Raw genomic sequence first — 19,609 nt, forward strand, 5'->3', positions numbered from 1 at the left:
CCGCGGTCTCGCATCACAGTGCCGCCGAATTGCACGGGCTGGGTCGGCTACGGCCCCGATTCGTGCACCTCTCGGCCCGGGTCGGGCGGTTCCCGCTGTCCCCGCGACTGGTGGTGCTGCGGCGCAGTTTCGCCCGCAAGGACGTGGAATCGGCGGGCGCGTTCCTGGTGACGACACCGCTGCGGACCGTGCTGGATCTGGCCGAGGCGGGCATCGGACAGGCCGCCCTGGACGAGGTGGTGGCCGACGCGGTCGCCATCCACCGCTGTGCCCGTGCCGAAATCCGTTCCGCCAGCGCCACGCTGGACCCGCCGACGGCGGCCCGCCTGCATCGCGCGCTCACCCGCACCCGATAGGACGCTGACCCGCGCCCGGGAGGATTCGCGCTACGGCTTGCGAGGTGCGAGCTTCGAGTTTTGCGGGAACCGGATTCGTGGCAGGGTGATCGTCCATGGGCAAGGTCGGTGCGGGCGTGTGGGATCTGGTATTTCCGCCGGGACCGCCCGATCTGATCGCCGACATGTTCTCCTCGGCGGTGGTCGCCGACGCGATCCGGCCCTACGACGCCGATCTGGCGCAATCGGTGGAGACCTGCCGGGACTGGCGGCACGGCTACCACCGGGTCTTCCGGGGCATGACGGCGCTCGCGATCAGCGCGCCGGAGGTGTCGCTCGGCATGGCCGCCGCGGGCCTGGACTCGATGCGGCACATGCTGCGTTTCGCGGTCGGTCGCACGGTCGCGACGCTGGACACCGTCGATGTCGACGCCGAAGCCGACGCGGCCGTGCTGGACACCGCCGAGGTCGCGGGCGAGGCCCCCGCGGTGACCCGGCTCGAGGTGCCCTGGCGCGGGCAGCTGCTGGCCGAGGAGTCGTTGCGGCTGCGGCTGGCCGAGTGGCAGACGCACGGGATCCTGGAGGCGGATTTCGTGGCCGCCGTCGAACGGGTCATCGAGCACCCGGAATGGTTGCGGCTGCCCGGTTTCCAGATGACGGTGACCGGTGCGGGCGCGGAACTGGGACCGCTGCGGCCGCTGCTGTCCTGGGGTGCGGACGTGCTCGCCGTGGATCGGCCCGGATCGGCGCGCTGGGACCGGTTGCGGGCCGCCGCGAAGGCTGGGGCAGGTGTGCTGCGTTTCCCCGTCATCGATGCCGAGCCCGGCGTGGATATCGCCAGAAGCTTTCCGGCCCTTACCCGCTGGATCGGCGCGCACAGCGCCGATCGCCCGGTGCTCGGCCGGTACGCGGAGCTGCCCGGGGCCGCCGGGGTCCGGCTGGCCGCCGCCTCCGACGTCCTCGCCGAGACCCTGCTGCGGCAGCGCCCGGATACCGCGCTGGCACTGCTGGGTTCGCCGACCGACACTTACGCCGTGCCCGCCGCGGTGGTGGCCGCGGCCCGGGATCGGCTGGTGCGACGCGGTATTCGGGGCAGCGCACAGGACCTGCTGCACCGGGTGGCCCCGAATTCCCTGTACCGCCTCAACTACGCCCGCCCGATCTTCGACACCGAGGGTGGCGCGTGGGGGCTGTTCGACAATCTGCCCGCCCTGGCCGGGCCGGATTACGCACTCGCCCAGCGTCTCCCGCGCTGGCGTGCGGTGCTGGCCCGCGCCGCCGGTCACAGCGTCTCGTTCACGGTCGCCCCGCCCGCCTGGACCCGCAGCGTGACCCGCGAGAACGCCTGGCGCACCACGGCCTACCGCGCCGCCTCGCACTTCGGCATCGAGGTCTTCGACCCGGCGACGGCCCGCACCCTGCTCGCCGCCAAACTGGTCGCCGATCTGTATGCCCCGGAGGAACTTTCGACGGCCAACCCGGAAGCGCTCTTCGCCACCGGCGCGGCCCACGGTGGTCTGTGGCGTCAGCCCTTCGCCCCACGCTCCCTGCTGGCCCCCGCCGCCGTCTCCGGCACCGTCCGCGAGCTGCTCCACAAGCTCCAATGATCCGCGCACGATACGCGGATCATTGCAGCCTGCGGTCGGCCGGAAGTGCCCCACGAAGGGGCCAGGGGTTCGGGGACCGTAGGGGGACAGCGTAACTCGCGGCAGCGGGTCAGGACAGGGGTGCGACGGCCGCCCAGGGCACGGTGAGCACGTTGTCGCGCAGGCGGCGGCGATCCGGGCGCAGCGGGAATCCTTGCTCGCGAAGCAGGTTGGCGGCGTGCCGCCAGCGCACGCGCGGGCCGTAGGGGGCCAGGGGTGCGGCGACGGCCCAGGCGCGGTCGGCTGCCGTCAGCAAAGTGTGGATGGGTTCGCCGGGGATATTGCGGTGGATGAGCGCCTTGGGGAGGCGTTCGGCGATGTCGGAGGGGGTCTCGACGGTGAAAGGGTCCCAGGCCAGGGTGAGGGAGAGCGGGGCGGTGCGGTCGAGGAGGACCCAGGCGCAGCGGCGGCCGAGTTCGTCGCAGGTGCCGTCGAGGAGGAGACCGTCGGGGGCCAGGCCGGACTGGATGGTCGACCAGGCTTCCGGGACAGCGGTTTCCGGGTACTGGCGCAGCACGTTGAAGGCGCGCACCAGGGTGGGCCGCAGCCCGGCGAGTTCGAAACCGCCGCGCGCGAAGACCACCCCGTCGCGGCCGGGCACGACCCGTTCCGGATCGATTTCCAGGCCGACCACCCGCAGGTCGGGCCGGACGGTGCGCAGCCGGGCGGCCATTTCCAGGGTGGTGACCGGAAGCGCTCCGTAACCGAGGTCGACGACGAGTGGATCGGCGGCATCCAGCAAACGATTGGTAACCAAGGGGTCGTGGACGAGCCACCGGTCGCTGCGGCGCAGTCGGTTGATGCCGGTGGTGCCTCGGGTGATCGTCCCGATCGGCTTCGTCAGCCGACGGGGTGTTGCTGATCCAGCCAGTTCTTCGTCACCTCGGCCTCGGCGCGGAACAGGTCCACCAGGTTCACCAGCATGAGCTGCTCGAGCTTGCGCCCGAGGAACGGCACGTGCACCTGCGCATGCGAGGAGATGCGCAGCGTGCAGCCGGTGTCGGTGGGGAAAAGACGCATGGTGCCGCCGAGAGTGCCTGGGCTGCCAGGGATTTCGGCGGTGTACTCGCCTGTCGTCTCCGGCCCGTAGGGGCCGTAGGTCTCGCGGCGGGTGATCACCATGTCCTTGTGCACGACCAGCTGTGCCATATCGGGCAGCTGGTCGCGCGGGAGCACGTGCCGCAGTTCGACGGTGATGCCGTCATCGCCGGAGTCGAGGCTGAGGATGTCGTTCGGGGAGTGCTTGCGCAATTCCTCGATGCGGGCATCCCAGTGCTCACGGTTCATCATCGCCGCGTACACCTCTTGGGTGGTGTGCAGCGGATAACGCGCGGAGTAGTCGAGTCGGCGGGCCACGATCGCTCAGGTTACTGCCGGGCGACCCTCGTCAGTGCGAACTCAGCCAATTGTCGGTGAACTCGGCTTCGCGCTCGAGCAGTGCGGTGAGGTGCTCCTGGATCGCGGCCTCGATCTTCTTGCCGAAGAGCGGGATCTTCACGTCGATGGACGCGTCGACCACGAAGGTGGAGCCGGAGCCGTCGTCGGTCACGGTCAGCGTGCCGTTCACGGTCGCGGGCGCGCCGTCGACGCGGGCCTCGACGGTGCCGCCGCTGCCGTGCCAGGACTCGGTCCGCGGAATGACCAGACCGTTCGGCTTGATCGCGGTGATCTGCGCGGGCAGTTCCTCGGCCGGAATCGTCTGCACCATGTCGACACGCACCTGGTCACCGGTGATGTCGAGGTTCTCGATGCGGGCGTTCGGGCCGCCGACCTGCTCGATGCGGTCCTTCCAGTACTGCGCGTCGGCGAACGCCGCGCGCACGGCGGCCATGGAATGCGTCGAGTGCGCGGTGAAGGCCAGAGGTGTCGCCATGGTCGAACACGCTACCGTCTGTGCCTGTGCGTACTTCCCGGGTGGTGTCCTTCGACGACCTGCGCGACCGGCTGACGGCGACCGGCGCGACCCTGCGTGCCGGCGTGCCGCTGGCCGAGCTGACGACCCTGCGGGTCGGCGGCCCGGCCACCGTGGCCGAGTGCGCGAGCACCGACGCGCTGGTGGCGACCGTGCGCGAGCTGGACGCGGCCGAAATCCCGGTGCTGCTCATCGCGGGCGGCTCGAATCTGCTCATCGGTGACGAGGGCTTCGACGGCGTGGTGGTGCGGATCGCGAACGACGGGGTGGAGATCTCCGGCGACTCGGTGGTCGCGGAGGCGGGCGCGAACTGGGACGCGGTGGTGGCCGCGACGGTGGACGCCGGTTTCGGCGGCCTCGAATGCCTTTCCGGCATCCCGGGTTCCGCGGGCGCGACGCCGGTGCAGAACGTCGGCGCGTACGGCGTCGAGGTGGCGGGTTTGCTGCGCCGGGTGCGGTTGCTGGACCGCGCCACCGGCGAGATCCGTTGGGTCGAGCCCGCCGAGCTCGGATTCGGTTATCGCACTTCGGTTCTCAAGCACAGCGCGGCCGCGGTGGTGCTGGCGGTCGAATTCGCGCTGCGTGCCGATGGTTCCAGCGCCCCGCTGCGCTATCGCGAGCTGGCGAACGCGCTGGGCGTGGCGGAGGGCGAGTCGTGCCCAGCGGCCGCGGTGCGCGAGACCGTGCTGCGGTTGCGGGCGGGCAAGGGCATGGTGCTGGATCCGGACGATCACGACACCTGGAGTGCCGGTTCGTTCTTCACCAATCCGGTCATTCCGGACGAGCGGGTGGCGGCGGTGCGGGCGGCGATCGCGTCACATGTGGGCGTGGACGTGGCCGTGCCCACGTTTCCCGCCGAAGGCGGGGTAAAGTTCTCTGCGGGCTGGCTCATCGAGCGCGCCGGCTTCGCCAAAGGCTTTCCGGGCGACGGGTCTCCAGCGCGTTTGTCGACCAAACACACGCTGGCGCTGACCAATCGGGGCGCGGCCACCGCGACCGATCTGGTCACCCTCGCCCGCACGGTTCGCGACGGGGTTGCTGAGCGCTTCGGCATCGTCCTGGAACCCGAACCCGTTAACGTGGGTGTGAGCCTGTAGCGAGTGGCATTTGCCACCAATTCAGCGTCCGGGATACACGGTTTGCGGGGGTAGGGTCGAGCAAGTGAGCAATCGAGGACTGTCCCGTCGCGCTGCCCTGTGGGCGGCGCTGGCGGCGTCGACTGCAGGTGTCGTGGCGGCGTGCTCGTCGTCCGGTAAGGGTGGCAATGGCGGCTCCGACCAGCCCGCCGCCCCGTCCGCCAAGGTGACGCTGGAGCCGGGCAACGGCGCTCAGAACATCAACCCGACCGCGGCCGTCACCGCGTCGGTGACCGGCGGCCGCATCGATCAGCTGGCGCTGACCAACGCCAACGGCAAGCAGGTAACCGGCACCTTCGATGCCGCTCGCAGCAAGTTCACGGTCAACGAGGTGCTCGGCTACGGCGTCACCTACACCTGGTCGGGCACCGCGATCGGCACCGACAACAAACCGGTCGCCATCGACGGCAAGTTCACCACGGTCAGCCCGAAGGCGACCGCGCCCGCCACCATCAATATCGGTGACGGCCAGGAGGTTGGCATCGCGGCGTCGATCATGTTGCAGTTCAAGGGACATGTCGAGAACAAGGCCGCGGTCGAGAAGGCGCTCACCGTGACCGCGACCCCCGCCACCGAGGGCTCCTGGGCCTGGCTGCAGGACGACAACGGCGGTTCGCGGGTGCACTGGCGGCCGCGCGAGTACTGGCAGCCCGCCACCACCGTGCACGTCGGGGCCAAGCTCTACGGCCTGGACATGGGCGGCGGCCTGTTCGGCGACTCCGACCTCACCTCCGATTTCAAGATCGGCCGTTCGCAGATCGTGCGCGGTTACGCGCCCTCGCACCGCGTGCAGGTGATCCGCGACGGCGCGACCGTGTTCGACTTCGCGTGCAGTTACGGCGAGGGCAACGAGGACCGCAATGTGACGCGCTCGGGCATCCACGTGGTGACCGAGAAGTACGAGGACTTCGTCATGTCCAACCCGCCGTTCTACACGAACGCGCGCGAGCGCTGGGCCGTCCGCATCTCCAACAACGGCGAATTCATCCACGCCAACCCGCAATCCGCGGGCGCGCAGGGCAATTCGAACGTGACCAACGGCTGCATCAACCTCAGCACCGCCGATGCCCAGTCCTACTTCCCGACCGCCATGTACGGCGATCCGGTCGAGGTGACCGGCACCCGCATCCAGCTCTCCGCCGCCGACGGCGACATCTACGACTGGACCATCGACTGGGACACCTGGAAGAGCCTCTCCGCGCTGGAAGGCGAACCCAAGAACCAGATCTCGGCCACCCCGCTCGCCCCGCAGCCGGTCGGCGGCCGCTGAAAACCTCGCCGAGCCCGGCCGCTGAACAAATCAGTGGCCGAGTTCGCTCTGCCCCAGTACAGCTCTTCGAGCGCGGTGAACAATTCGGTCCGGTGTCGCAGGTTGGCCACTCTCGTTGGCACTGAATCCGATAACGTGACAGACACCCAGCAGCTCTCTTCGCTGGATGATCAATCCTGATAGACCTATTCCCCAGCGACCCCACGACAACAGAACACCGACCGGAGACGATCGGTTGACGCTGCACATGTGGAGGGCGCGAGCTCAACTCTCGCCGATGATGAAAGCTCCTGTGGGCGAGCGGTCCAGACGCCTGCTGTCGGTCGGCTGACACTTTTGTCATCGCACGGCCCAATCAATTCGGGCCGAATCCAAATGAGGCGAGCATGGATATCGATACCGACATCACCCTCCGCGCCACCCCACAGGTGCTTCTGGGAGTCGTCACGTCCGATCCGCAGGCACGGAGCGAAAAGTGGCCTATTTGAGGCGGGAAGACGCCACTGAGGCTCAGCGTCGGTGGGTGCTGAAGGCTCTCGAGTCATGGATACGGGAGCAAGGAGGGGTGTGCGGGAAGTGTGGCGGGGCAGAGCCAATCGTCTACAACACGCAGAGCCGACGGATCCTGACGTCAGGCAGGAGGCTCACTGATGCGCCGACCCGAAGGGCATGCATCTTGATTTGCCGAGAGTGCGTCGGATACGGTGGGCACTTTCCTGGTGAGCAGATCGGCGACAAGAAGCTTACTTCCTATCTCGGCAAGAACAGCCACGGTCAGCACCTGTGGAAGTGGAGGTGCGGGGTCTGCGCCAGCGAATATGGGCCGTCGACGATCGGCCATCTGTCTCGCGGGAGTGCCTGCAACTCTTGTGCTCTTACCAGGGACCGGAACCCGAGATGGAAAGGAACAGGCGAAATACCTGGGGTAGCAATCTCTTCGCTGCGTCGAGGTGCCGTGAAGCGCGGCATACCATGGCAGGTGACTCCCGATGATCTGCTCGCAGCTTGGCATTCTCAGCGCGGTCTCTGCGCCTATACGCGATGGCAGCTCACGTTCGGATACAAGAGTGAGACGACTGCCTCGTTGGATCGCATCGACAGTTCAGTCGGCTATGCACCGAACAACATCCAGTGGGTACACAAGTCGGTCAACCGGATGAAATCTGATTTTGGCGAGGCGGAGTTTATCTCCATCTGCCAAGCGGTGTCGGCTGTCTGCCAGTCTGTGGAGGGCAACTCCGCCTGTTGACGCTCGCAGTCGGCGGACGCGTGAACGCCACCGACTCCGCTGGGGCACCGTGGTCCTCGCTGCTCGACGTCGCCGGGTGCGACTCTGCGGTACCGACCCTGCTGGCGGACTTCGCACGCGGCGTGTGAAAGCGGCTACGGTCGGGGTGTGACGGGAACTCTGACTGTGGCCAATGTGCTCGATGATGCGGCGCTGTTGTCGTTCGAGCACCAGATGCATCTTTCGGAGGTGCTCGGCGAGCATTCGTGGAATGTGGATCTCGCCGAGCGCCGCTTCGAATTCCGCTGTGCCGAGCGCACTCTCGTGTGTACGGGGATGCATCTGCTGGGTAGCGCCGCGCCGGGACCGCAGTCCTGGCTGTGGTCGTGGGCGAACCCGAGCGGCTATCCGGACGATGTGGTCGCGGTCGCGAAATCCATGCAGGAGTTCGGGGCTCAGCAGGGCATTCCCGAATTGGCCACTGCGGAGGTGCCGTTCGTGGCCTTCGGACCGGAGGTCGAGCCGCACCAGGTGTCCTGGACCATGATGGAGCTGGCCAAGCCGATCTCCGGCCACTGGACCTCGTATCAGGGCAATGTCGGCAACGGCACCTTCGCGGCCTTCCTGGTCGAGCACCCCGAACTCCAGCTGCCGCCACCGTCGGGTCCCCGGCTGATCCGGGTGATCAGCCAGGGCCTCGCCGAACTTGCGTTGACCGATCATCGGCGCGCGGTCCACAGCTATCTGACCCGACGCGGTGCGGCCGTCGAGTTCGCGGCGGACGGCAGCTCGCTCCGTTTCGAGGCTCCCACCGTGAACGGCAGCATCGATTTCGATCAGTACGGCCGGGTCACGGGCATCAACGGCGGCATGTCCGCTTGACCTCGCGGCACTCAGTCGGCCCACAGCCGGGTGTCGTGGGTTTCGACCAGTGCGCGAATCCGATTCACGATCTCCGGGGCGGGACGGGCGGGCAGCCGCCGCCCGTCCCGCAGTCGCATCGCGACCGCGCCGTTCGCGGTCTCGGCGGGGCCGAGCACGAACTGGTAAGGCACCGAGCGGTTTTCCCGGATTCGCGCACCCAGGCTGCCGTACTCCGCGCTGACGGCGGTGGCGCGGAGGCCCGCGTCCAGGCAGCTGTCCACCAGCGCGGCGGCCGCGGCCTCCTCGGCCTCCGAGACCGGCAGCACCACCACCTGCACCGGTGCGAGCCACGCCGGGAACGCGCCGCCGTGCACCTCGATCAACTGCGCGACCGCGCGTTCGACACTGCCGATGAGGGCGCGGTGCACCATCACCGGGCGATGCTTCGCACCGTCGGCCCCGGTGTAGTGCAGGTCGAACTGCTCGGGCTGATGGAAGTCGATCTGGACGGTGGACAGGGTGGCTTCGCGGCCCGCGTGGTCGGTGACCTGGATATCGATCTTCGGACCGTAGAAGGCCGCTTCCCCTGCCGCCGATTCGTAGGGCAGGCCGGAAGCGTCCAGCACCTCGATCAGCAACTTGATCGAACGCTCCCACTTCTCGGGCGCGGCAACGTATTTGCCGCCGGGCCCGGGCAGCGACAATCGGTAGCGGGACGCGCTGATGCCCATGGCGAGATAAGCGTCGGCGATCAGATCCAGCGCGGCCGCCGCCTCTTCGGCGACCTGGTCCAGGGTGCAGAAGATGTGCGCGTCGTTGAGCTGGATGCAGCGCACCCGGGTCAAACCGCCCAGCACGCCGGACAATTCGGAGCGGTACATGCCGCCCAGTTCGGCCAGCCGCAGCGGCAGTTCCCGATAACTGTGCGACCGGGACCGATAGATCACGGCGTGATGCGGGCACAGGCTGGGCCGCAGCATCACCTGCTCACCGCCGAGGTCCATCGGCGGATACATGTCGTCGCTGTAATGCGACCAGTGCCCGGATATCTCGTAGAGCTCCCGCTTGCCGAGCACGGGGGAGTACACGTGCCGATAGCCCGCCCGCCGTTCCACGGCGCGGATGTACTCCTCGAGACTGTGCCGCACGATGGCCCCGTCGGGCAGCCAGTACGGCAGGCCCGCGCCGATCAGCGGGTCGGTGTCGAACAGGCCGAGTTCGCGGCCGAGCTTGCGATGGTCGTGCATGTGGATTCTCCTCTGCGGAAAAGAGGGCGAATGACCACACGGAAAAGCCCCGGGCATTCGCCCGGGGCCTTTGCGATCGAAACGGGATCAGCGCGCCGGGACGTGGTCCGGCGTCGTAGTCGACTGTGCGCGCTGCATGGTCGAGCACCGTACGCCGGGGCCGCCCGGCTCGGCAAGGCATTAATACGACAGCGGGGCTATCGTCGTCGGATGGCAAGGGCAGCAAGCGGATCCGGCCGGGCATTGAGTCCGTCGGAGCGGTGGTTCTGGATCATCGACCGGCTGTCACCGGCGAATTGCGCCGCCCGGGTCCGCATTCATGGCCGCGTACCGCCGGCGCGGCTGTGGGCGGCGGCCGCGACACTGCTCGCGGAGTATCCACTGCTGCGGATGGGAATCGCGGACGACTCGGGACGGGACCCCGAACTGGTGCCGCTGGACGCGCCGCGCATTCCGCTGCGGCGAATCGAATCCGGTTCGGAGTCGGCATGGATCGGCGAAATGGACGCCGAATTGCGGACGCCGTTCGATCTCGGCAAGGGACTGGTCAGGATCGCCGATATCGTGACGGCCCCGGGGACCGCCGCCGAATGCCATGACATCGTGCTGACGATTTCGCACATCATCGGCGACGGCCGGTCGCTGCTGGCCCTGCTGCGAAAACTGGTCGGCTACGCGGGCGACGATCAACCGGCCGCGATCCGCGATTCGGTGCCACCCGCCGATGCGCTGATACCGGCTGCGGCACGCGGATTCTGGCGATATCTGGCGACCAATCTGATCGATCAGGTCGGTGCGCTCCGCCTGCGACCGATCCGGCTGCCCCCGGCCGCGCAGGTGCCGATGCCGGGACGCCGGACCAGGGTCGTGTATCGGGTGGTGGATCGGAAAGAGTTGGTGGACTTGGTTTCCGACTGCCGATACTGCGGTGTCACCGTGCACGGCGTGCTGGTGGCTGCGGTCGCCGACGCGGTCGGCCGGACCGCGCAGGCCGGTACCGGCGTCGCGGGAATCGCGTCGCCGGTGGATTTCCGGGCCGAATTGCGTCCCAGGCCGGACCCCGACGAGTTGGGCGTCTACGCCCCGATCCTGATCGGCTTCGTGCCGTTCGGTCCAGGGGTCTCGCTGTGGGCGGCGGCGCGCGGCGTGAAACGACAGCTGGAAGTCGGTGTGCGGCACCGCAGGCATTTGTCGACGGTGGCCGGGATGCGATTCGCGACGCCGCATTCGGCGGGCGCCGGGGCACGGGTCGCGAGCACGATCGACCGTCGTGCCCCGTGGAATGTCTCGGTCACCAATCTCGGCCGCGTCGAATTCCCGGATGAGACCGGCGGGCACCGGCTTTCGGGACTGCTGGTGACCGCGTCGAATTCCTGCGTGAGCGTGCTGACCGTCGCCGTCACCACCGCCCACGACGAAATGCACCTCGGATTCTGCTACGTCGAGCACATGCTCTCCGCCCGGCAAGCGGGCGAATTCGCCGACGCGGTCCTCACCGCGCTACGGGAACGGCCGAAACCCTCAGCGGCCCTGCAACTGCGCGCGTAGCGCCGCCCGATCCGGCTTGCTGGTGCGCCCGCTGACCGGGATGTCCCCGACCAGCACGATCTCGTCCGGCAGCGCGGAAGTATCGATGAGCGAAGGCAATTCGCGCTCCAGCCGCGCCGCGAGATCGGTGGCCCCCGGATCCGCCACCACCGCCAGCACGATCCGCTCATCGCCGATCTCGTCGGGAAGGCCGACCATGATGGCCTGGCGCACCCCGTCGACCCCGGTGATGGCCGGTTCGTACAGTCCCGGATAGATATTGGTCTTGCCGCGGATCATCATGTCCTTCTTGCGGCCCATGAGCACCAGTTCCCCGTCCTCGAACCGGGCGAGATCGCCGGTGGCGACCTCCTTCAACGGCGGTTCGCCCAGGTAGCCGTGGCACAGATTGGGTCCGGAGAGGATGAGCTCCCCGTCGTCGGCGAGCCGCGCGTCCACGCCCTCGGCCGGAAACCCGAGCCGATCCCCGGGGCCCTCGAACTCCAGCTTCTCGGTGCCGGAAACCACTGCCACCGGCAGGATTTCGGTCATTCCGTAGATGGCGAGGAACTCGGTGTCCGGCAGCGCCGCCCGGGCTCGACGCAGCAGCGCGGTGGTGACGGGCGCGCCGCCCAGCGAGATCTCCTGGACACCCGTCGGTGCGCTCAGCCGTCCCGTCTCGATGGCGTCGAGCACCACCGCCAGATCGGCGGGCGTGAAGAACGCGTGCGTGGCCGTGTCCAGGGTGCGGGCGAAGCCGACGGGATCGATGTGGGTGCCGAAACGCGGAAAGCGCGGCATGGACCAGCGCGCGCCCTCGAGCACGGCGGGCAGCCCCATCATGAGCTGTTCGGTGTGCAGGTGCGAGCCCGGCATCAGGGTGGTGTGCCCGGCCAGGGCGGCCAGGCCCGCGCCCAGCGAACCCCGGGTATGCACCACGGCTTTCGGGTCGGCGGTGGTGCCGGAGGTGAAGACGATGAGCGCCTCGGCGTCGGGATCCTCCACCGGCGCGTCGACGGTCGAGGATCTCGGCTGCCCGGACCAGCCGGGTTCGGAGCCGATCAGCTGGCGCAGCGGGATGGAGCCGCGCGGCGTGCCGGGCAGCCGCGGCCCACTGTGGATGTGCCGCACCGGCAGCCGCCCGAATTCGGGTAGCGAGAGCCCCAGCCGCCGCCCGTATCGGCGCAGCGGACCGCTCAGCAGGTAGAGCAGCGATTCGGTGGCCGCCCAGCGCGGTTGCACCAATTCCAGTCGGCGCGCGAACAATTCGGGCCCGACGCCCGGATCCACGAACACGATGGTGCCGCCCGCGGCGACCGTGCCCAGCACCAGCACCACCGCGTCGACGCACGGCCGGATGGAGAACAGCATCCGGTCGCCGGGCTGGAATCCCCTGCTGTGCAGGCGTTTCACCACCAGCCGGATGCGGGCGTCGAGCTCCGCGAAGCTCAGCGGCGCTTCGCCGATCATGCCCAGCGCGGGCCCGTCCGGGGTGCGCAGCACCTGTTCCCGCAGCAGAGCGGTGAAATCCTCACCGGGCGAACTGTTCTCGGATCTGCCGTCGGAGTTCACCGGATGTCCACCAGCTCCGGTTTGTAGCGGTGGTCGGCGTACCAGGCCAGGGTCTTGCGCACACCCCAGGCTCGCACGCGCCGGTTGGAGCCGTACACCCGCACGTCCCGGCGCAGCCCGTAGTCGGTGGTGAGCATGCGCACCGCGTTCACCAGCGCCCGATCCTCGTGCAGGTCCTCGATGGCGGTGCGCGGGAATCCGCCCGCGGCCTCGTACAGTTCGGCGGTGATGGCCATATTGCAGCCGGGCGTCATGACATACGGGCCGAGGTAGCGCGGATCCCGGTTGCCGGGCCGGAACTTCCCGAAGTACGACGCCACCTCCAGCGCGATCCGGATGACGGTGCGGTCGCGCAGCCGCACCCCCTCGTCGGTGCGCGGGATGAGCTGACCGCTGATCAAGCGCAGCCCGTCGTCGAATCCGGCGCGCACCCGCGCGGTCCAGTCGGGCGCGGGCAGGCAGTCGGCGTCGGTGCGGGCCAACCGGATCGCGCCCGCGGCGATGGCGTGCCGCATGCCGGTGTCGGCGGCCGCGCCGGTGCCCTTGTGTGGTTCGCCGATCACCTCGATCCGCATATCCGGCCGGGCTTCGGCGAATTCGCGCACCACCTTGGCGGTGGCGTCGGTGGAGTTGTTGTCCACCACCAGCAGCGTGAAATCGCGGTCCTGCTGCCCGGCGAGGGCGGTCAGGGTGGCGGTGATGCCGTGTTCCTCGTTGTAGGCGGGCACGATCACCCAGAGTTCGTCCATCACCCCTCCTTGTGGATTTCCCACCCCGGCCTACGGTTTCGGCAAGCGGTACGTGATCGCGGCGGCCGAGGGACCCGCCCCGGCGGCCACGAACAAGGCTACGTCGGCTGCCGCCAGCTTGCCGCTGTCGCGGGCTGCCAGGTAGGCGACGGGCAGTGCCGAGGTGTGGGCGTCCAGGCGCGCCGACCCGCCGTCCTCGACCGGTTCGGTGTCGTCGGTGCTGATCGCCTCGGGTGCGATGCCCAGCCGCAAGGCCAGCAGTTCGGGGAAGTCGGCGAGCGGCCGCCCGCAGACCAGGACGACGCGATCGAGGGTTACCTCGGCCACCTCGAGCGCCTCGCTCGCGGCCGAAACCGCGTGGTGCAGTAGCTCTTCGACGGTGGCGGAGCGCCGCACCCGAATCGAAGACCGACCGGTCGTACCCATCTCCGCGAGGTTGAGATATCCGTCTGCGACCGGCCGGGCATCCGTCGCACTGATGTGCAACGACCCGAAACCCGCCGGGCCCGCCACCTTCTCCAGCAGCATGGCCGCACCCACCGGCTTGATCGGGAAACCCGGCTGCGGCACCGGCGATTTCGAGGGATGCGCATCCCCGGCGACCAGCAGCACCCGGTGCACGGTCGGCGCTTCCAACAGCGCCTGGCCGACCTGAATCGCGTTGAGGATGCCGCACGCCCCGTTCATCAGGTCGAACGACAGGCACGGCACGTCACCGCTGTGATACTCCAGCCCGATGCCCGCCTGCTGCTGAATCAGCGCGGACATGGCCGGTTCCACCATGTTCGAGTCGCGATAGACGCCGGTATTGATCAGCGCGTCGATCTGCTCGGGGGTGCTGCCCGCCTCCGCGATGGCGCGGCGCGCGGCCGCCGCGGCCTGTTCGATGGAGCTGCCGCCGCCGATTTCGGTGGCTACGGAAGAAATTACGATTCCCATGCTGATCACACCCGAAGATCGCCGAGCGTCACCGACAGAAACCCGGCCACGACGCCGGAGGCCGCGGGCACCATCAGTACTTTCTCCCCGGACGCTATCCGCTGTTGTTTGAGCGCGTCGTGCAAAACCACGAAATGCGAGGTGGAGGCGGTGTTGCCGAAGCGATCCAGCACCATGAGCGGGGGCGGGATCGGGGCGTCGAATTCACGTTCGGCGATCTTCGCTACGAATTCCACTGCGGGGGCGCTGAATTGATGATGGATCACGTGGTCGTAGCCCTCTGCGGCGAAATTCGTCCCATGCTCCGCCAGGAATTCCCGCTGCCGGCTGGTCCACAGCAGATAGCGGGACTCGTTGTGCATGGCCCGGTTATCGGTGTACAGCGCGATGCCGGAACTGCGGTCGCTGGGCATGCCCAGGCACAGCTGCGCGAATGCGGCGCTGGTATTGAGTTCGATGTAGTCGATGCAGTCGTCCGCGGTGCCCTGTCCATCGAGGACGACGGCGGCCGCGCCGTCGCCGACGGTCAGCGAGGCGAACTGCGGATCGTATTTCTCCGACATCTCCCGCACCGCGGTATCGGAGATGGGCGTGATGTACTCCCCGGACACCACCAGCCCGCGTTTCACGATGCCCGCACGAATCATGCGATCCAGCACCAGAACTCCGCTCATCATGCCCGCGCAGGCATTGGAGACGTCGAAGTGGATCGCCCCGGTGGCGCCGAGTTCATTGCGCAGCATGAGCGCGAAGGAGGGATCCAGGCAGAATTCCCCGTCGCGAATGCGCGTGATGGAACACGAGATGACGACATCCAGATCGGCGGCCTCGTAGCCCGAATTGTCCAGTGCGCTACGGGCTGCCGCGAGCGCCAGGCTGAACGAGTCCTCATCCGGCGCGCAACGGCGGCGGTGCCGCACGCCGCTGATGCGTTCCAGATCGAGCGGGGCGTCGACGGCCAGTTCGGCCAGCAACTCCGCGGTCGATATCTCGGCGGCGGGCAGGTACGAGCCCACCGCCTCGATGCGTGTTCTCACCATGCGCACTCCTCGCGGCCCTCGGTTGCCGGGGACGCTAGCAGTGCGCGTATTTCGGTTTTGAAAAATCTGCAATTCAGATCATGTGAGCTGAACTACAGTGCCATCCGAGTCGAACTGTATTGCGGCGCAACGCATCAGCTGCGACGCGCGAAACGACCCGACTCGGCCTGATCGCGCGGCTTCACCACGATGGTGTCCAGATTGACGTGCGGCGGACGCGACGCCACGAAACCGATGATCTCCGCGATGTCCTGTGCCACCAGCGGATCGATGCCCTTGTACACGTTGGCGGCCCGCTCCTCGTCGCCGCCGAAACGCACCAGCGAGAACTCCGTCTCCACCGCGCCCGGCGCGATCTCGGTCAACCGCACCGGCTGCCCGAGCAGCTCACCGCGCAGCGTCCGATGCAGCACCGCCTGCGCGTGCTTGGCCGAGGTGTAGCCGGAACCGTTGTCGTACACCGTCATCGCCGCCACCGAGGTGATGGTGACGATCAGGCCGTCACCGGAGGCGATCAGCTTGGGCAGCAACGCCTTCGTGAGACGCAGCGTGCCGAGCACATTGGTCTCCCACATCCAGCGCCAGTCGTCCAGATCCGCGTCCAGCACCGGGGCCAGGCCCTTCGCGCCGCCGGCATTGTTGACCAGCACATCGCAGCTTTCGACCGCCTCGGTGAAGGCGCGCACCGACTCCTCGTCGGTCACGTCCAGCGCCAGCGCGGTCCCGCCGATCTCCGCGGCCAGCTGCTCGAGCCGATCGAGCCGCCGCGCGCCGACGTACACGTGGTAGCCCTGCTTGGCGAGTTCGCGGGCGGTTGCCTCGCCGATACCCGAACTGGCTCCGGTCACCACAGCGGTACGAGTGCTCATGCCTTTGAGCTTAGGCAGGGCGTGTCGACGGCGCGTCGCGGGTGGTTAGCCTCACTCTCATGGCTATTCGGGAAGTAGTGAGCGCGGACGGCACGACCATCGTCTACCGGGTGACCGGTCCGGAAGGGGCGCGGCCGCTGGTGCTGCTGCACGGCTGGGCCGGAAACCTGCGCAACTGGGGACGCGCCGCCGACCTGCTCGCCGAGCATTTCCGGGTGATCGCGCTCGACCTGCGCGGCCACGGCTACTCCGACGCCCCCGAGGCCGGATACGACGACCCGAAGAACTGGGCCGGTGACGTCGCCGCCGTCCTCGCGGCCGAGCACATCACCTCCGGCGCGATCCTGCTCGGCTGGTCCTACGGCGGCATCGTGCTGTCGGACTACCTCACCGCTTACGGCACCTCGGCTGTCGCGGGCGTCGTCTACACCGGTTCACAGGCCAATATCGGCCGCGGCGTGGAGGGTGCGGGTACCGGTCCCGGTATGGGCAAGGCCATTCCGGACGTCTTCGAGGAGAGCGCGGGCAAGGCCATTCGCGGTTTCGGGGCCTTCGGCAATGCCAATACCGGCCCGGGCCATGACAAGGGCGTCGATGCCCAGCGCCTGTTCGGCGGCAGCATCGCCACCCTGCCGCGCGTGCGCAAGGCCTTGTTCTATCGCACAGTCGACAACACCGAGACCCTGCGCGGCCTGAACGTGCCGGTCCTGGTCCTGCACGGCACCGAGGACCCGGTCGTGCCGATCGAGAACGGCCGCTACATCGCCGACAACGTTCCCGACGCCCGGACCTCCTTCTGGGAGGGTTCGCTGCACGGCCTCTTCATCGAAGATCCCGAGCGGTTCGTGTCCGAAATCACTACTTTCGCGAGTGACCTGGGGTGATAGCCGAATTGCATTCACGCTGACGAAAATCCTTGTGAAGCAGGTCACTTGGGAAGGTAACCCATGTCGGGGGTGTTACTACCTCCGTGCACACTGAAGTGGTGAGTCAACGACCGGACGTACGGCCCAATCGGATTGCCGTGCTATCGGTGCATACCTCACCACTGGCCCAACCGGGCACCGGCGATGCGGGCGGCATGAACGTCTACGTGCTGCAGACCGCCATCGAACTGGCCCGGCGCGGCACCCAGGTCGAGATCTTCACCCGGGCCACCTCCTCCAATGACGAACCCGTGGTGGAGGCCGCGCCCGGCGTCCTGGTCCGCAATGTCGTCGCGGGTCCCTTCGAGGGGCTCGACAAGCACGACCTGCCCACCCAGCTGTGCCCCTTCGCCGCCGAGGTGCTGCGCACCGAGGCCCGCAATCTGCCCGGCCACTACGACCTCATCCACTCGCACTACTGGCTCTCGGGTCAGATCGGATGGCTGGCGCGGGACCGGTGGCGGGTGCCCATGATCCACACCGCGCACACGCTGGCCGCGGTCAAGAACGCCTACCTCGCCGAGGGCGACTGCCCCGAACCCGCCGTCCGCGAGATCGGCGAGAAGCAGATCGTCGCCGAGGCCGACCGCCTGGTCGCCAATACCGCCGAGGAAGCCCGGCAGCTGGTCGAGCTGTACGGCGCGGACCCGGCCCACATCGATGTCGCCCTGCCCGGCGCGGACCTGACCCGCTATCAGCCCGGCGACAAGCTCGCCGCCCGCCTCGAACTCGGCCTGCCCGCGCACGAGCGCATCGTCGCCTTCATCGGGCGCATCCAGCCGCTCAAGGCCCCCGATGTGCTGGTCCGCGCGGCCGCCCAGGTGCTGGCCGAGGAGGCCGCCCGGCCGACCGCACCGGAACGCCCGCTGCGCGTCGTGATCGTCGGCGGACCCTCCGGCAGCGGCCTCAAGAAACCTGAGGCGCTCATCGAACTGGCTGCGGCCCTGGGCATTTCGGACCGCGTCACCTTCCTGCCGCCGCAGCCCGCGCACCGCCTGGTCCAGGTCTACCGGGCCGCCGACCTGGTGGCCGTGCCCAGCTACAACGAATCCTTCGGCCTGGTCGCCATCGAGGCGCAGGCCAGCGGCACCCCGGTCATCGCCGCCGATGTCGGCGGCCTGAGCACCGCCGTCCACGACGGCGTCTCCGGCCTGTTGGTCCCCGGGCACGAGACCGGCACCTGGGCCGCCGCCCTGCACTCGCTGCTCGATGATCCCGGCCGCCTCGAGGCGATGGGCCGCGCCGCCGTCGGCCATGCCGCCAATTTCTCCTGGGCGCACACCGCCGACGCACTGCTGGACAGCTACTCCGCGGCCCTCGCCCAGGCACGTGTCGCCCGGCCGCGCCCGGGTAACCTGCACACCGAGAGCAATCACGCCAGGTCACTGGCGCTATGGCGGCGTCGGACGGGAGCAGTTCGCAGATGAGCGAGGTCGAGCACGCGGAGGAGTGGACGCCGCGCCCGCACGCCAGCAGCGGCGGCCTGAACGACGAAACCGCCCGCGCCACCGCCCAACTCATCGACGAGACGCTGCGCGACCGCGAGATCGAATACACCCGCGACGCGCCCGACCTGTTCGTGGTCGTGCTCCCCGGCGAGCGCAAACTCAAGACCGTCATCGGCGTCACCGTCGGCAAGCACGGCGTGCGCATGGAGTCGTTCGTCTGCCGCAAGCCCGACGAGAACTTCGAGGGCGTCTACCGGTTCCTGCTGCGGCGCAACCGCCGCCTCTACGGCGTGGCCTACACCATCGACCGGGTCGGCGACATCTACGTGGTCGGCCGCATGTCCAACGAACGCGTCACCCCCGACGAACTCGACCGCTGGTTCGGCCAGATCCTCGAGGCCGTCGACGCCGACTTCAACACCCTGCTCGAACTCGGTTTCGCCGAATCCATTCGCAGGGAATGGAAATGGCGGGTCTCGCGCGGTGAATCGCTGAAAAACCTGCGCGCTTTCGAACACCTCGTGGATGCGGCCGACAAAGAGTAACCAGCTGGCACAATGCCAACCATGACGGCGCTGGCACTGGACATCGGGGCTACGAAATTCGCGGCGGCCATGGTCGATCCGACCGGGGCCGTGGGGGAGTCGACGCGGGTCGCGGTGCCGGAATCCGGGGTGTGGGACGCCTGCCGGGGCCTGCTGGCGGAGGTCGCCGGGGATACTCGGGTCACCTCGGTCGGTATCGGGTCGGCCGGGCCGGTGGATGTGACCGCCGGAGTGTGCGGGCCGCTCAATATCCCGGAATGGGCGGACGGGTTTCCGATCGTGGATTCGGTGCGAAAACTGTTTCCCGAGGCCGAGATTCTTTTCGCCATCGACGGCGTCTGCCTGGTATTGGCCGA

At 68.4% G+C, this 19,609-nt stretch carries 19 protein-coding genes and 1 pseudogene; 11 read left to right on the forward strand and 9 right to left on the reverse strand.

What is annotated here, in order from left to right; genetic code table 11:
* Together ACWELQ_RS11125 and ACWELQ_RS11130 are read left to right on the forward strand one after the other, a co-directional pair.
* Positions 1-356 (forward strand): annotated as a pseudogene (locus ACWELQ_RS11125) (hypothetical protein); the annotation flags it as partial.
* Positions 357-451: 95 nt separating this feature from the next.
* Positions 452-1,942, forward strand: a complete 1,491-nt coding sequence (locus tag ACWELQ_RS11130; RefSeq protein WP_452396880.1) for a hypothetical protein — start codon at positions 452-454, stop codon at positions 1,940-1,942.
* A 109-nt stretch (positions 1,943-2,051) separates the two neighbouring features.
* Here ACWELQ_RS11130 and ACWELQ_RS11135 read toward each other — a convergent pair whose 3' ends face one another.
* Genes ACWELQ_RS11135 through ACWELQ_RS11145 form a run of 3 tightly spaced genes read right to left on the reverse strand, consistent with a single transcriptional unit; the run spans position 2,052 to position 3,854 of the window.
* Positions 2,052-2,825: a class I SAM-dependent methyltransferase gene (locus tag ACWELQ_RS11135; RefSeq protein ID WP_452396897.1), complete on the reverse strand. Its 774-nt coding sequence runs from the start codon at positions 2,823-2,825 to the stop codon at positions 2,052-2,054.
* Positions 2,822-3,337, reverse strand: a complete 516-nt coding sequence (locus ACWELQ_RS11140; protein ID WP_452396881.1) for a DUF2505 domain-containing protein — start codon at positions 3,335-3,337, stop codon at positions 2,822-2,824. The genes ACWELQ_RS11135 and ACWELQ_RS11140 overlap by 4 nt, the downstream gene beginning before the upstream one ends.
* A gap of 31 nt (positions 3,338-3,368) precedes the next feature.
* Positions 3,369-3,854 carry a DUF2505 domain-containing protein gene (locus tag ACWELQ_RS11145; RefSeq protein WP_452396882.1) on the reverse strand — a complete coding sequence of 162 codons (486 nt, stop codon included), beginning with the start codon at positions 3,852-3,854 and terminating at the stop codon, positions 3,369-3,371.
* A 44-nt stretch (positions 3,855-3,898) separates the two neighbouring features.
* On the opposite strand from ACWELQ_RS11145, the gene ACWELQ_RS11150 reads away from it, so the two are divergent.
* The 4 genes from ACWELQ_RS11150 to ACWELQ_RS11165 all read left to right on the forward strand — a co-directional run bounded on the left by ACWELQ_RS11150 (position 3,899) and on the right by ACWELQ_RS11165 (position 8,409).
* Positions 3,899-4,990 carry a UDP-N-acetylmuramate dehydrogenase gene (locus ACWELQ_RS11150; protein ID WP_452396898.1) on the forward strand — a complete coding sequence of 364 codons (1,092 nt, stop codon included), beginning with the start codon at positions 3,899-3,901 and terminating at the stop codon, positions 4,988-4,990.
* A 64-nt stretch (positions 4,991-5,054) separates the two neighbouring features.
* A complete protein-coding gene (locus ACWELQ_RS11155; protein ID WP_452396883.1) occupies positions 5,055-6,299 on the forward strand; it encodes a L,D-transpeptidase in 1,245 nt (414 codons plus the stop codon).
* A gap of 979 nt (positions 6,300-7,278) precedes the next feature.
* Positions 7,279-7,548: a hypothetical protein gene (locus tag ACWELQ_RS11160; RefSeq protein ID WP_452396884.1), complete on the forward strand. Its 270-nt coding sequence runs from the start codon at positions 7,279-7,281 to the stop codon at positions 7,546-7,548.
* 147 nt (positions 7,549-7,695) lie between these two features.
* Entirely contained in the window at positions 7,696-8,409 is a 714-nt protein-coding gene (locus ACWELQ_RS11165) for a DUF6882 domain-containing protein (RefSeq protein WP_452396885.1), read from the forward strand.
* Positions 8,410-8,420: 11 nt separating this feature from the next.
* Here the strand turns inward: ACWELQ_RS11165 and thrS are convergent, their stop codons facing one another.
* Positions 8,421-9,638: a threonine--tRNA ligase gene (thrS, locus tag ACWELQ_RS11170; RefSeq protein WP_452396886.1), complete on the reverse strand. Its 1,218-nt coding sequence runs from the start codon at positions 9,636-9,638 to the stop codon at positions 8,421-8,423.
* Positions 9,639-9,848: 210 nt separating this feature from the next.
* On the opposite strand from thrS, the gene ACWELQ_RS11175 reads away from it, so the two are divergent.
* Entirely contained in the window at positions 9,849-11,186 is a 1,338-nt protein-coding gene (locus ACWELQ_RS11175; RefSeq protein WP_452396887.1) for a hypothetical protein, read from the forward strand.
* Here ACWELQ_RS11175 and ACWELQ_RS11180 read toward each other — a convergent pair.
* The 5 genes from ACWELQ_RS11180 to ACWELQ_RS11200 form a co-directional block, all read right to left on the reverse strand.
* Entirely contained in the window at positions 11,160-12,737 is a 1,578-nt protein-coding gene (locus tag ACWELQ_RS11180; RefSeq protein WP_452396888.1) for a class I adenylate-forming enzyme family protein, read from the reverse strand. The two genes, ACWELQ_RS11175 and ACWELQ_RS11180, sit on opposite strands and share 27 nt — an antisense overlap.
* Entirely contained in the window at positions 12,734-13,486 is a 753-nt protein-coding gene (locus ACWELQ_RS11185) for a glycosyltransferase (RefSeq protein ID WP_452396889.1), read from the reverse strand. The genes ACWELQ_RS11180 and ACWELQ_RS11185 overlap by 4 nt, the downstream gene beginning before the upstream one ends.
* Positions 13,487-13,516: 30 nt before the next feature.
* Entirely contained in the window at positions 13,517-14,425 is a 909-nt protein-coding gene (locus ACWELQ_RS11190; protein WP_452396890.1) for a hypothetical protein, read from the reverse strand.
* A gap of 5 nt (positions 14,426-14,430) precedes the next feature.
* Positions 14,431-15,465 carry a 3-oxoacyl-ACP synthase III family protein gene (locus tag ACWELQ_RS11195; RefSeq protein WP_452396891.1) on the reverse strand — a complete coding sequence of 345 codons (1,035 nt, stop codon included), beginning with the start codon at positions 15,463-15,465 and terminating at the stop codon, positions 14,431-14,433.
* Between the two features lie 134 nt (positions 15,466-15,599).
* Positions 15,600-16,334, reverse strand: coding sequence for an SDR family NAD(P)-dependent oxidoreductase (locus tag ACWELQ_RS11200; RefSeq protein WP_452396892.1), 735 nt, complete (start codon positions 16,332-16,334; stop codon positions 15,600-15,602).
* A 59-nt stretch (positions 16,335-16,393) separates the two neighbouring features.
* Between ACWELQ_RS11200 and ACWELQ_RS11205 the strand changes: the two genes are divergently transcribed.
* From ACWELQ_RS11205 to ACWELQ_RS11220, 4 genes are all read left to right on the forward strand, one after another.
* Positions 16,394-17,218, forward strand: coding sequence for an alpha/beta fold hydrolase (locus ACWELQ_RS11205; RefSeq protein ID WP_452396893.1), 825 nt, complete (start codon positions 16,394-16,396; stop codon positions 17,216-17,218).
* A gap of 101 nt (positions 17,219-17,319) precedes the next feature.
* Complete coding sequence (mshA, locus tag ACWELQ_RS11210; RefSeq protein WP_452396894.1) at positions 17,320-18,687, forward strand: D-inositol-3-phosphate glycosyltransferase; 1,368 nt, start codon at positions 17,320-17,322, stop codon at positions 18,685-18,687.
* Positions 18,684-19,253: a YbjN domain-containing protein gene (locus ACWELQ_RS11215; RefSeq protein WP_452396895.1), complete on the forward strand. Its 570-nt coding sequence runs from the start codon at positions 18,684-18,686 to the stop codon at positions 19,251-19,253. Before mshA ends, ACWELQ_RS11215 begins: the two co-directional genes overlap by 4 nt.
* A gap of 21 nt (positions 19,254-19,274) precedes the next feature.
* Positions 19,275-19,609 (forward strand): ROK family protein (locus ACWELQ_RS11220; RefSeq protein WP_452396896.1); only part of this gene is annotated, 335 nt, incomplete at its 3' end.

This window comes from Nocardia sp. NPDC004722, assembly GCF_053601505.1.